The sequence below is a fragment of the Amycolatopsis ultiminotia genome (assembly GCF_039536925.1).
Taxonomy (GTDB): domain Bacteria; phylum Actinomycetota; class Actinomycetes; order Mycobacteriales; family Pseudonocardiaceae; genus Amycolatopsis; species Amycolatopsis ultiminotia.
Genome location: NZ_BAAAZN010000016.1, coordinates 14,489 through 27,014 on the forward strand (window position 1 = coordinate 14,489; position 12,526 = coordinate 27,014).

Here is a 12,526-nt window from a genome sequence, read left to right on the forward strand (position 1 = left end):
TTGCGCTCTCCGCGGCCCTGCCCGCCGTTCTAGTCTGAATGCATGAACGACGGCAACCTCCTCGGCGAGTTCCTCCGGGCCCGGCGCGAGGTCACCGGCCCGGCCGCGGTGGACCTGCCTATCGGGCCCCGGCGGCGGGTGCGCGGACTGCGCCGGGCGGAGGTCGCCCAGCTCGCCGGGGTGAGCACCGACTACTACATGCGGCTCGAACAGGGCCGGGAGCGGACCCCGTCGGCGCAGGTCGTGGACGCGCTCGGCGGTGCCCTCCAGCTCGACGCCGAGGCGCTTGCCCACCTGCACTCGCTGGCGCGGCCGATGCCGGGGGCGCGCGGGAGGAAGCGGGCGAAGCGGGAACGGGCCAGCCCACGGCTGGCACAGCTGCTGGACGCGTGGCCGGACACCCCCGCAGTGGTGCTGGGGAGGTGCATGACGGTGCTCGCGGCGAACCTGCTCGGGCAGGCGTTGTTCGCCGGGCACACCCACAGCGCAGACCTGCTGCGGCTGGTGTTCCTCGATCCGCACGCCCGGGATTTCTACCCGGACTGGGACCAGGTCGCGCTCAACACGGTGGGTGGGCTGCGGTCCGCGGCGGGCACCGACCTCGACGACCCGCTGCTGATCGAGACGGTCGGTGAACTGTCGCTCAAGAGCGCCGATTTCCGGCGGCTGTGGGCGCGCCACGACATCCGGCAGAAGACCCACGAGACGAAACGGTTCCGCCATCCGCAGGTCGGCCCGCTCACGCTGCACTACGAGTCGATGACCGTGCACAGCGCACCCGGCCAGCAGCTCGTGGTGTACCAGGCGGATCCGGGCAGCCCGTCGGAGTCCTCGCTGCGGTTGCTCGGCGCGCTGGCCGCCGGTGCGCCCTCCGCCGGGCGCTGACTTTTTCGTTTTTGTCCATTCCGCATTTCATCCGGGGCAGGCCCATGCCGAAAACCGGCCCGAGAGCACCCCCGGTGCCGACCTTCCAGAGGAGCAACCGTGCGCACGAAGATCGCCCTGATCACCGGAGCCAGCAGCGGGATCGGCGAGGCCACCGCCCGCAGGCTCGCCGCGGACGGCTGGCACGTCGTGGCAGGCGCCCGCCGCGAGGACCGGCTGGCCGCGCTGGCCAAGACGATCGAGCAGGACGGCGGCAGCATCGACGTGCACCGCCTGGACGTCACCGATCGGGCAGCCATGACGGAATTCGCCGACCGCGCGGCCGGCGACCACGGCCGGATCGACGCACTCGTCGCGAACGCCGGCGTGATGCCGTTGTCGCGCCTCGACGCAGGGCTGGTCGAGGAGTGGGACCGGATGATCGACGTCAACATCCGCGGCCTGCTGCACGGGATCGACGCCACGCTGCCGCACTTCACCCGCCAAGGCGCGGGACACTTCGTGACCGTCGCCTCGGTCGGCGCGCACCAGGTCAGCCCGACCGCCGCGGTGTACTGCGGCACGAAGTACGCGGCGTGGGCGATCACCGAGGGCCTGCGGCTGGAGTGCGAGCCCGGCATCCGCGTCACCACGGTCTCCCCCGGTGTCGTGACGTCCGAGCTCGCGGAGTCCATCTCCGATCCGGCCGCCCGCGAGTACATGCGGGGCTACCGCGAGCACGCGATCGAACCGGCGGCGATCGCCGGCAGCATCGCCTATGCACTGGCCCAGCCCGCGGACGTCGATGTCAGTGAGGTGGTCATCCGCCCGGCCCGCGGACGCTGACCACCCGGCTCGTCCGGTCGGCGCCCAGTGTCCACTGTGGACCATCCGGGTGGTGGTGCGCGACGCGGGCCGTGGTCGCGCGGCGGGCAGGGGCCGGTGAGGGGTGACCAGTGCGTCCGGGTGCTCGCTAGACTCGGGTGGCGATGCGAAGATTCCGGTGGTGGTGGGGGGCGCTGGTCCTCGTCTGTGTGGCGTTGCTCGTGGGTTCTTTCGTGTTCTTCGGTTCGGAGAGCAAGAACGGGACGCCGCAGCCCCGGCAGGGGCCGCCCGGCCGCGGTCCGCTGACTGTGGTCGCGATGGGCGACAGCACCGTCTCCGGGGAGGGCGCCGGTGCGTACACCCCGGATACCGACGGCCGCAACGGCGACTGGTGTCACCGCTCGGCCAATGCGTTCGTGCAGAAGGTCCGTGTCCCCGGCGTCAGCGCGCGGGTCAATCTCGCCTGTTCCGGTGCGCCGTCCGGGCAGGTGGCGCTCGGTGACGGCAAGCAGTGGGGTGAGCGGTCGCAGGCTGCGCAGCTGGCCGACGTGATCAAGGACCACCGGGTGAGCGCCGTGGTGATCGCCGTGGGCGCGAACGACGACCCGCAGTTTTCCGCGCAGGTGACCGCTTGCTTCCGGGCCTGGCTGGATCAGGGTGCCCCGGCGTGCAACGCGGCGCTGCGCAGCACCTGGCAGTCGAAAGTGGACGCAATGGTGCCGAAGGTGGTGAACGCGGTCGGCGACGTGAAGAAGGTGCTCGCGCAGGCGGGGTACGTGCCCGCGGACTACCAGCTGGTGCTGCAGTCCTACGCCACCCCGGTCGGTCCGGGCATCCCGGCCGATCTGCAGAGCCTCAACGGCTGCCCGTTCCGCACCGACGACCTGAAGTGGATTTCCACCACCGGGATCGCCACGCTCTCGGCCGGGATCCGGCAGGCGGCCGTGCAGTCCGGGGCGCGGTTCCTCGACCTCGCGCGCGCCGGTGAGCAGCACGAGGCGTGCAGCGGCGGCGCCGATCAGGCGGCGGAGTGGTTCACCCGGCTGACCCTGCATCTGACCGATCTGACCCAGGTCGATCGCGCGCAGCACGCCGTGCAGGAGTCGTTCCACCCGAACGCAGCCGGACATGCCGCGATCGCGGGCTGCCTCTCGGAGTTCTTCGCCACGCGGGACGGCAGCGCCTCCTGCCGCGGCGGCCAGGACGGCAATCTGCACGCCATACCGGGCGGCTGAGCCGAAGCCCGCACGGCTCGGTGGCACACCCCGGTCACCGACGGTTTCACTGCGGCTCCGCACACCGGGAGGCGGCGCCCGGCACGTCGGCTGTCCGCGCCTTGAAGTGGGCCGCACAAGCTTCGGAGACGCCATCTGCAGCTTTTCCGCTTCGGCGAAGAGCGCATCCGATTCACCACCGTCGCGCTCGGCTGCTTCCGAGGTGCCCCCCGATCGGCTGCACTTCCCCAGGGAACGGGAGCCGTGTCAGCGCGAGCGGTGAACTCGTTTCCCGCCAGGACGGTGTGTCACAGGTCGAGCGCGGCGCGCAGCGCGATGTCGATCTGCTCCTGCACGTCCTGGTCGATCTCCGCGATGCGCTCGTCGAACCACGGCCGGTACAGCCGGGTCAGGTTGAGCGTGGAAACCCAGTAGCGGGCGTCGATGGCGACGCCGAGGATGTCCTGCGGGTCGCGGTCGAGCAGTTCGGCGCCGAGCAGCCAGGGCCGTTCGGATTCGTTCACGCCGTCCGAGGACAGCAGCACCACGGTGCGGGCCCTGGCCGGTTCGGTCGGCGGGTGGTAGGTCCAGACTTCACCCCTGCGCACGCATGTCCTTTTCCGCCGCCGTCCGTTCGGCCTCGTCCGCTTCGGCCGCCGATGCGGCCTGCCCGCGCTGGGGGGTGTAGCCGGTGCGGACCGCCTCGCGCCGGGCTGCTTTCGACAGCCAGGACGAGACCGAGATGCCGTGTGCTTTCGCGGCCCGCTCGGCGAACTCGAGCGCCCCGCTGTCGAGGGAGAGGGTCACCTTACGTGTTGCCATACTTTTTATCGTACCAGTGGCACGCGGGGTCACAACGTGGGCGAACGTCCTTCGAACGGGGTGGACAGCACCACGGTCGTGCGGGTGGAGACCTTCGCCGCTTCGCGGATCCGGCGCAGCAGGTCCTCCAGCCCCAGCGGGGAGGCGACACGCACCAGCAGGATGTAGGACTCGTCGCCGGCAACCGAGTAGCAGGACTCGATCTCGGTGATGTGCTGGATCCGCTGCGGGTAGTCGTCCGGCGCGGCCGGGTCGTTCGGGGTCAGCGAGATCAGCGCGGTCAGCGGCAGGCCGATCTGCCCGCCGTCGAGCCGTGCGGTGTAGCCGAGGATGACGCCGCGCTGCTCCAGCCGCCGCACCCGCTGGTGCACCGCGGACACCGACAGCCCCACCCGTTCGGCCAGATCGGTGAAGCTGCGCCGTCCGTCCGCCGCCAGCTCCTGCACGATCGCCTGGTCCAGCGGCTCCAGCGGGCCGCTCATGCGTCCAGCACGACGAGCTCGTGCGGACGCGTGTTCATCGCCTCGGCGCCGGTCTCGGTGACCACCACGATGTCCTCGATCCGCGCGCCCCAGCGGCCCGGCTGGTAGATGCCCGGCTCGACGCTGAACGCGATGCCGGGCTCCAGCGGCAGCGGGTTGCCCGCGACGATGTAGGGGTCCTCGTGCACGTCGAGGCCGATGCCGTGGCCGGTGCGGTGGATGAAGTACTCGCCGAACCCGGCGGCCTCGATCACCTCGCGGGCGGCGGCGTCGACCCGCTCGGCGGGCACGCCGGGGCGGACCGCGTCGACCGCGGCCTGCTGTGCGCGCTGCAGCACCGCGTACGTCTCCGCGACGTCCGCGTCCCGCGGCTCGCCGACTGCGTAGGTGCGGGTGGAGTCGGAGTTGTAGCCCTCGGGCACCGGGCCGCCGATGTCGATCACGACCACGTCGCCGCGCTCGATGACGCGGTCGGACACGTCGTGGTGCGGGCTTGCGCCGTTCGGCCCGGAACCCACGATCACGAAGTCGGCGTGCGTGTGCCCTTCCGCGACGATCGCCGCGGTGATGTCGGCACCCACCTCGGCCTCGGTGCGCCCGGCACGCAGCCACTCGCCCATCCGCGCGTGCACCCGGTCGATCGCTTCGCCCGCGGCACGCAGCGCGGCGATTTCCGTGGCGTCCTTGCGCATCCGCAGCTCGCGCACGATCGGGCCGCCCAGCGTCTGCTCGGCCTCGCCGAGTGCGCCGCGCAGCGCCAGCACGTGCAGTGCCGGGGTGAAGTCGCTGACCGCGACCCGGCCCGGCTTGCCGAGCCGGTCGGCGACCAGCCGGTACGGGTCTTCGCCGTCGACCCAGGTGAGCACCTCGATGCCGAGGTCGGCGGTGGGTACGTCGGCGAACCCCGGTGCCTCGAGCTTCGGCACCACGAGGGCGGGGGTGCCGTCGGCGGGCACCACCAGCGTGGTCAGCCGTTCGAACGAGCCCCCGGCCTGGCCGAGCAGGTACCGCAGATCGGAGCCGGGCGCGACCAGCAGTGCGTCGGTGTCCGCGGCGGCCGCGGCCTCGGCAGCGCGGACGAGCCGGGCACGGAGCGCGGCGGCGTCGGGGGCAGGCGTGTGCAGGGATCGGCGCGACATGCGCCCGAGCCTAGCCGTCCGGAGCCGGGCCGGGACACTCGCCGGTCCGGCGCGTCGGATGAGGTGCGCGGCGCCGCGTGGCAGGCTGTGCGGGTGACCGGACCACTCGCCCTGCTCGATTCCGCGAGCCTGTACTTCCGTTCGTTCTTCGCGCTGCCGGACTCGATGACCGCGCCCGACGGGACGCCGGTGAACGCGGTGCGCGGCTTCACCGACACGCTCGCGCGGATCCTCACCGATCGCCGTCCCTCACGGCTGGTCGCCTGCCTGGACGCGGACTGGCGGCCGAAGTTCCGCACCGACCTGCTGCCCAGTTACAAGGCGCACCGGGTCGCGGTGCCTGGGCACGGCGAAGCCGACGTCGAGGAGGTGCCGGACACCCTCACCCCGCAGGTGCCGATCATCCTGGAGGTGCTGGCGGCGTTCGGGTTCGCCACCGCGGAGGCGGCCGGGTACGAGGCCGACGACGTGATCGGCGCGCTGGCCACCCGTGAGCGGACGGCCGCGGTGGAGGTGATCACCGGCGATCGCGACCTGTTCCAGCTGGTGCGGGCCGAGCCGACCCCGGCGTCGGTGGTGTACGTCGGCAAGGGCTGGGCCAAGGCCGAGGTGCTGGGCCCGGCCGAGATCGCCGAACGCTACGGCGTGCCCGTCGAGCACGCGGGACCGGCATACGCGGACATGTCCGCGCTGCGCGGTGATCCGTCGGACGGCCTGCCGGGCGTCGCGGGGATCGGCGAGAAGACCGCGGCGAAACTCATCACCCAGTTCGGTTCGCTGGCACAGCTGCTGGCCGCGTCCTCGGCAGGCGACTCCCGCGTGCCGTTGAAGACGCGGTTGCGGCTGACCGAAGCCGCGGATTACCTCGCCGTGGCGCCGACCGTGGTGCAGGTCGCGGTGGACGCGCCGGTGGACCAGTCCGGCCCGGACGCGGTACCGGCCGTGCCCGCCGATCCGGACCGCGTTGCGATGCTGGCCGAACGCTGGAATCTGGGCCGATCCGTCGACCGGCTGCTGGCCGCGCTGCCCGGCGCCTGAGCGGCGCCTCAGAAAGGCGTGCCGCACCACGGGCGTTGCGTGGTGGCGAACAGTGCCGCCGTGCGCGCCAGCACGTTCTCGTCGGCGCCGGTGATCCGGCCGGCGAGGGCGAGCGTGGCCGGCTGCCATTCGCCGAGGTAGAGCATGGCGAGGGTTTCGGCGTCGAGATGCAGGTCCGCGGGTGCCTCGGTGCGTTCGGCTCCGCCGGGGCCGAGCCGGTAGCGGCCGCCGTTGGCAGGCAGCATCCGGTCGTGCACCTCGAGGGTCACCGGTTCCGCGGTGCCGTAGGTCCGCGCGGCGAGCGCCGCGGGCACGTCGACGAGCCGGAGCCACAGGTGGTCGCGAATTGCCACGGTGCGGGCGCGCCGCGGGTCGGTGAGCAGCACACCCACTTCCTCGTCGACCGGGCGGTCCGGTGCGATGACCGTGGTCACGAGATCGATGGACAGCAGGAACCGCCACAGCCCCGCGACCGCGGCCGCGTTGCCCGCGTGCAGATCACGGACTTCCAGCCGGACACCGCGGTCCTGGGGCGTCGTGCGGAGCACGGCGAACCCGTCGGCTCCGCCGGGTCCGGTGTGGACGGCCAGGCGGAAGCCTTCCTCGCGGAGGTGCCAGTCGGAGGAAATCGCCCACCACCGGGCCGGCCGGGTGATCATGCCGGGCCGGTGCTGCCCGATCCGTTCGTAGATCGCGGGCGCGGCCGCGATCGCCTCCTCGCCGTCGAGCAGCGCCACCGCGCCGGGTGCGGCGATCCCGTCGCGGACACGGACCGGCAGCTCGGCCCGGACGGTGGCGGCCCGGACGGCGACGCCGTACCCGAAGCGGCCGTAGATCACCGCCTCGCTCGCGTGCAGGCCCGCGACGACGTAACCGCGCTCGGCGAACTCGGCGAGCTGGGCGCCCATCATCGCGGTGAGCACCCCACGGCGTGTCCGGTCCGCGCTGACCCCGACCCCGTCGACCGCGGCCATCGGCACGGTGCCGCCGCCGGGCACCGTCATCGTGGTGGCTGCCGAGCAGGCGACGCCGATCACGCGGTCGCCGTCGAATGCGCCGGTGGTGCCGTCGGCGGCCCAGGCGTCGGCGACCGCGGCCCAACGCCCGTCCGGGACCGCGGGCCGGTGCAGTGACCGGAGCAGGACGTCGAGGGCGGGCCGTCGTTCGGCCTCGGTGATCGGGCGCACCGTGTAGTCGCTCATGCCTCGATCCCAGCAGCCCGCACCGGAGTTCGGCCACCGCTTTTGGCGGTTCGTGCCGACGGTCCCGGTCACGGTCAGAAGAAGGTGCCGTTCCACGCCGATTCCGGGGTACTGAACAGCAGGTCCGCAGCGGCGGGGGCGGCCGGGTCGAGGACTTCGATCCGGCCGGCGTCGGCGAGTGCGGACGCACGCCAGGCGCCGAAGTACAGCATTGCCAGGGTGTCCGCTTCGAGCCGCAGTGCGGGTTCCTCGTCGGTCGGCCGGGCGCCGCCCGGTGCGATGCGGTAGCGGCCGTCGTTGGCCGGCAGGGTGCGGTCGCGGACCTCGATCACCACCGGGCCGGCCGGGCGGTAGCTGCGGGCGGCCAGCGCGGCGGGCACGTCGACGAGCCGGAGCCAGCTCTCGTCGTCGACGCTTTCGATCTTCGCCGTGCGCGGGTCGGTGAACAGCAGCGGGGTCGGTTCGTCGAGCGGGCGGGCCAGCAGGTGGATCTCGTCGACGAGATCCACCGAAAGCAGGAACCGCCACAGCCCGGCGAACGCCGCGGCGTTGGTGTACTCGAACGCGAGGACGTGCAGTTTCGCCGGTTCTCCGGTACCGCGTTCGACGTGGTAGACGAGGTAGCCGTCGTCGCCGTCCGCGCCGCGGTGCACTGCGGTCAGGATCAGTTTCGAGATCCGGCGGAGCGAGTTTTCCTGGGCGCCCCAGTAGCTCGTGGGCCGGGTCATGGCGGCGGGGCGGGAGGAACCGGTCGCGGTGTGCAACTCGGGCCAACGGGGGCTTGCCTGGTCCAGGTCGTGGACGGTCACCTCGCCGCCGGAGGGCACTTCGGGACGCAACCGGGCCCGATGCCGGTCCACCACCACGTTCTGCGCGAAGGTACCGATGCCGTAGCCGTAGCGTCCGTAGATGGCGCCTTCGGTCGCGTGCAGCAGCGCGGCCACGACGCCGCGCTCGGCGAAGTCGGCCAGCTGCGTGGCCTGCAGGGTGGTGAGCACACCTCGTCTGGTGCGCCCGGCCTGCACGCCGATGCCGGTGACCGCGGCCAGCCGGACTTTCGCCCCGCCGGCGACGGTCATCTCGGCGTCGAACGAGCGGGCGGTGCCGATCAGGTCCGGGCCGAACACGCCGAGGATGTGGCCGTCCGCGTAGACCGCGGCGGCGCGGTCCCATTCCTCGTCGCTGCCGGGCGGGACGTGCAGCGCGGCCCGGAACAGGTTCCAGGCCGCGCGGTGCTCGTCAGGGCGGAGGGTGCGGACGTGGTGGTCGCTCATCCCCCGATCATTGCCGGGCCGGCCGGTCCGCAGCCACCGAATTCACCGGCTCACTGCGCAGCAGGCGGAGACACCTCGTAGTTGCCGTCGCTGCCCTTGACCGTGATCGGCACCTGCTGCGGTTTGCCGTTGATCGTGGCGGTGCACTCGAACTTGGCGCCGTCGGAGACCTTCTGCTCGGCCGGGCAGGTGACGCCGTCGACGCCCTGGATCTTGTAGGTGCCGGTGAGCAGCTTCGCGACGTCGGTCTGCATCGTGGTGTTGTTGAAGACCTGGGTCTTGAAGAAGCCGGGTGCGACGAACCCCAGGATCGCCACCACGACGACCACGACCACGAGCGCGCCGATCCCGATGAACAGGCCCTTCTTCGATTTGGCCGCGGGTTCCGGTGCGCTGCCGGGCTGCTGACCGTAGTCGTACTGCCCCGGCTGCTGCGGGCCGCCCGGCGGGTACGCGCCGCCGGGCGGCGGGCCGCCGTAGGTCGGCTGGTTGGGGTCGTAGGGCTGCTGGTTCGGGTCGTAGGGCTGCCCGTAGGGCTGCTGCTGGGGCGGTGGCTGCTGGCCCCATTGCGGCTGCTGCGGGGCCTGCTGCTGCGGGTAGCCGCCGTACTGCGGCTGCTGGCCGTACTGCTGGGGCTGGTAGGGCTGCTGCTGCGGCCCGCTCGGCGGATAGGCGCCGCCCGGCTGCTGCCCGTACTGGGGCTGCCCGTACGGGGGCTGCTGCCGCGGGTCGTTGCCGCCATACGGCGTGCTCATCGTTGCCTCCGCCTTCATTCGCGTGCGTCCGTGCGCGATCCAACCACAGGTGCGGGCCGAGCACACGCGCCCCCGCGCACGGTGTCCGGCCGGTCCCCGCGGGCTGCCCGGATCCTCACGCGCTGCCGGCCGCGACGACGCCGCGGCGCAGCGCGCGGACCGCGGCCGCGGCGGTGGCGCCGACCGGGTCGGCTTTGCCGAGGACGTCGCGGATCTGGTCGAGCAGATCGATCACCTGGCGGCACCAGCGGACGAAATCACCGGCGGACAGTTCCTGTCCGTTGGTCTCGGCGGCGGTGAGCACCTTCTCCAGCGATTCCCCGCGCGCCCAGCGGTACACCGGCCAGGCGAATCCGGCGTCCGGTTCGCGGGTGCGCTCGAGCCGGTGCCGTCGTTCGTCCTCGGTCAGTTCGACCCACAGCCTGCTGGTCTCCTGCCAGGCGCCGGGCACCGCACCACCGGGCAGCCGGGGTTCGCCCGCGGTGTCCCGGCGGGCCTCGAACACCAGGGTGGACACGACCGCGGCCAGTTCGGCCGGGCCGAGGCCGGACCACACGTCGTGCCGGATGCATTCGGCGGCGAGCAGGTCGGATTCGCTGTAGAGCCGGGCGAGCCGGCGGCCGTGTTCGGTGACGCGGTCCTCGCCGGTGCCGGGGCCGAGGTAGCCGCGTTCGCCGAGCAGCCGCAGGATCCGGTCGAACGCTCGGGCCAGCGAGTGCGTGGTCGCGGCGACCTTGCGTTCCAGCTGCTCGGTTTCGGTGACCAGCCGTTGGTAACGCTCGACCCAGCGCAGGTTCGCCTCACGTTCGGCAAGGCCGTGGCACGGGTGCGCACGCAGCGCGCGGCGCAGCGCGGCCAGTTCCGCGTCGTCGCCGGTGCCGGTGCGGCGGCGTTGCCTGCCGGGCGGCTCGATACCGGCGTTGCGCAGCGACGACGCGATGTCTCGGCGGGTCTTCGGGGAGCGCAGTTCGAGGTGTTTGGGCAGCCGGATCCGGCCGAGTGGTTCGACCGGGGCCGGGAAGTCGGCGACGGAAAGCGGCCCGGACCAGCGGTCCTCGGTGACGACCACCGGGCGTGGTTCGCGGATCGGGTCGAGCCCGGGGTCCACCACGACGGCGAGGCCGGCTCGGCGGCCTGCCGGGACCGCGATGACATCGCCCTTGCGCAGCTTCTCCAGTGATTCGGCGGTGCCCGCGCGGCGGGCCGAGGTGTTCTGCCTGGCCAGTGCCTTCTCGCGGGCGGAGATCTTCGCGCGCAGCTCCACGTACTCCAGCGTCTGGTCGAAGTCCCCGGTGACCGCCTCCGCGTAGCCGGCGAGTGCTTCCTTGTTGCGCTCGATCCGGCGCGAGGTGCCGACCACCGAGCGGTCGGCCTGGAACTGCGCGAACGACTGTTCCAGCAGATCGCGCGCGGCGTCCGCACCGACCTGCGCGACCAGGTTCACCGCCATGTTGTAGCCGGGCCGGAACGACGAGCGCAGCGGGTAGGTACGGGTGGAGGCCAGTCCGGCGACGGCCTTCGGGTCGACCCCGGGCTGCCAGGCGACCACGGCGTGTCCCTCGACATCGATGCCCCGGCGCCCGGCCCTGCCGGTGAGCTGGGTGTATTCGCCGGGGGTGAGGTCGACGTGCGCTTCGCCGTTGTACTTCACCAGCCGTTCCAGCACCACGGTGCGGGCGGGCATGTTGATGCCGAGCGCGAGGGTTTCGGTGGCGAAGACGACCTTGACCAGTCCGCGGACGAACAGTTCCTCGACGGTCTCCTTGAACGCGGGCAGCAGTCCGGCGTGGTGACCTGCGATGCCGCGTTCGAGTGCTTCGCGCCATTCCCAGTAGCCGAGCACGCCGAGGTCGCCCTCGGGTAGTTCGGCGGTGCGCTCGTCGACGATCCGGCGGACTTCCTCGACCTGTTCGGGATCGTTGAGCCGCAGACCGGAGCGCACGCACTGGGCGACCGCGGCGTCGCAGCCGGCGCGGGAGAAGATGAACACGATCGCGGGCAGCAGGCCGGCGGTGTCGAGCCGGTCCACGACGTCCACGCGGGACGGCGGCCGGAACCGGGGGCCACGCTGCGGTGCCCCGCGCCTGCCGCCGCGGGGCCCGCGGAAGGCCGGAGCGTAACGGCCGAGGTCCTCGGCGCGGCGCAGCAGGGTCGGGTTGATCCGCAGCTGCTCCCCCGGGTCGGCCGCGTTCTGCCCGGCGAACAGGTCCATCAGCTGGTTGCCCACGAGCATGTGCTGCCACAGCGGCACCGGACGGTGTTCGTCGACCACCACGGTGGTGTCCCCGCGGACCTCCACGAGCCATTCGCCGAACTCCTCGGCGTTGCTGACCGTGGCCGACAGCCCGACCACGCGCACGTGCTCGGGCAGGTGCAGGATGACCTCTTCCCAGACCGCACCGCGGAACCGGTCGGCGAGGTAGTGCACCTCGTCCATCACGACGTAGCCGAGTTCGGGGATGGCCGGGCTGCCTGCGTAGAGCATGTTCCGCAGTACCTCGGTGGTCATCACGACCACCTGGGCGTTGCCGTTGATCGAGGTGTCGCCGGTGAGCAGGCCGACCGCGTCGGTGCCGTACCGGCCGGCGAGGTCGGTGTACTTCTGGTTCGACAGCGCCTTGATCGGCGTGGTGTAGAAGCATTTGCGGCCCTCGGCCAGCGCCAGGTGCACGGCGAATTCGCCGACCACGGTCTTGCCTGCGCCGGTGGGCGCGCACACCAGCACGCCGTGGCCGTCTTCGAGGGCTTCGCAGCCGCGGACCTGGAAGTCGTCGAACTCGAACGACACCTCGCCGGCGAACCGGGTCAGCTGGGGGTACTTGGCGCGGCGCCGCGAGGCCGCATAGGCCTCGGCCGGTGATGGTGAAGGGCTAGTGGCCACCCCGTCAGGGTTCCACACGACGCGGTGCAC

At 72.2% G+C, this 12,526-nt stretch carries 12 protein-coding genes; 4 read left to right on the forward strand and 8 right to left on the reverse strand.

The genetic code is table 11. The annotated features are described in order from the left end of the window. Positions 1 to 42: 42 nt before the first annotated feature. From ABD793_RS30455 to ABD793_RS30465, 3 genes are all read left to right on the forward strand, one after another. Entirely contained in the window at positions 43 to 885 is an 843-nt protein-coding gene (locus tag ABD793_RS30455; RefSeq protein ID WP_344866228.1) for a helix-turn-helix transcriptional regulator, read from the forward strand. A 99-nt stretch (positions 886 to 984) separates the two neighbouring features. Beyond that, a complete protein-coding gene (locus ABD793_RS30460) occupies positions 985 to 1,710 on the forward strand; it encodes an SDR family oxidoreductase (protein WP_344866230.1) in 726 nt (241 codons plus the stop codon). 143 nt (positions 1,711 to 1,853) lie between these two features. After that, a complete protein-coding gene (locus ABD793_RS30465; protein WP_344866232.1) occupies positions 1,854 to 2,924 on the forward strand; it encodes a GDSL-type esterase/lipase family protein in 1,071 nt (356 codons plus the stop codon). A gap of 287 nt (positions 2,925 to 3,211) precedes the next feature. Here ABD793_RS30465 and ABD793_RS30470 read toward each other — a convergent pair whose 3' ends face one another. From ABD793_RS30470 to ABD793_RS30485, 4 genes are read right to left on the reverse strand one after another with little or no spacing between them, the layout of a single operon-like run. Further along, positions 3,212 to 3,511, reverse strand: a complete 300-nt coding sequence (locus tag ABD793_RS30470) for a hypothetical protein (protein ID WP_344866234.1) — start codon at positions 3,509 to 3,511, stop codon at positions 3,212 to 3,214. Continuing rightward, positions 3,498 to 3,725: a hypothetical protein gene (locus ABD793_RS30475; protein ID WP_344866236.1), complete on the reverse strand. Its 228-nt coding sequence runs from the start codon at positions 3,723 to 3,725 to the stop codon at positions 3,498 to 3,500. Before ABD793_RS30475 ends, ABD793_RS30470 begins: the two co-directional genes overlap by 14 nt. A 29-nt stretch (positions 3,726 to 3,754) precedes the next feature. Further along, entirely contained in the window at positions 3,755 to 4,207 is a 453-nt protein-coding gene (locus ABD793_RS30480; protein WP_344866238.1) for an Lrp/AsnC family transcriptional regulator, read from the reverse strand. Next, on the reverse strand, positions 4,204 to 5,346 hold the full coding sequence (locus tag ABD793_RS30485; RefSeq protein WP_344866240.1) for a M24 family metallopeptidase: 1,143 nt from the start codon (positions 5,344 to 5,346) through the stop codon (positions 4,204 to 4,206). Before ABD793_RS30485 ends, ABD793_RS30480 begins: the two co-directional genes overlap by 4 nt. A 93-nt stretch (positions 5,347 to 5,439) precedes the next feature. Here ABD793_RS30485 and ABD793_RS30490 point away from each other — a divergent pair, with 93 nt between their 5' ends. Beyond that, on the forward strand, positions 5,440 to 6,384 hold the full coding sequence (locus ABD793_RS30490; protein ID WP_344866242.1) for a 5'-3' exonuclease: 945 nt from the start codon (positions 5,440 to 5,442) through the stop codon (positions 6,382 to 6,384). Positions 6,385 to 6,392: 8 nt separating this feature from the next. Here ABD793_RS30490 and ABD793_RS30495 read toward each other — a convergent pair whose 3' ends face one another. The 4 genes from ABD793_RS30495 to ABD793_RS30510 form a co-directional block, all read right to left on the reverse strand. Further along, positions 6,393 to 7,586 carry a GNAT family N-acetyltransferase gene (locus ABD793_RS30495; protein WP_344866244.1) on the reverse strand — a complete coding sequence of 398 codons (1,194 nt, stop codon included), beginning with the start codon at positions 7,584 to 7,586 and terminating at the stop codon, positions 6,393 to 6,395. Positions 7,587 to 7,660: 74 nt separating this feature from the next. Beyond that, the gene (locus ABD793_RS30500; protein WP_344866246.1) at positions 7,661 to 8,860 is read right to left on the reverse strand and encodes a GNAT family N-acetyltransferase; all 1,200 of its coding nucleotides are present in this window, start codon (positions 8,858 to 8,860) and stop codon (positions 7,661 to 7,663) included. A 50-nt stretch (positions 8,861 to 8,910) separates the two neighbouring features. After that, positions 8,911 to 9,615, reverse strand: coding sequence for a DUF4333 domain-containing protein (locus ABD793_RS30505; RefSeq protein WP_344866248.1), 705 nt, complete (start codon positions 9,613 to 9,615; stop codon positions 8,911 to 8,913). 115 nt (positions 9,616 to 9,730) lie between these two features. Continuing rightward, positions 9,731 to 12,496 carry a DEAD/DEAH box helicase gene (locus ABD793_RS30510; RefSeq protein ID WP_344866250.1) on the reverse strand — a complete coding sequence of 922 codons (2,766 nt, stop codon included), beginning with the start codon at positions 12,494 to 12,496 and terminating at the stop codon, positions 9,731 to 9,733. Positions 12,497 to 12,526: the final 30 nt, after the last annotated feature.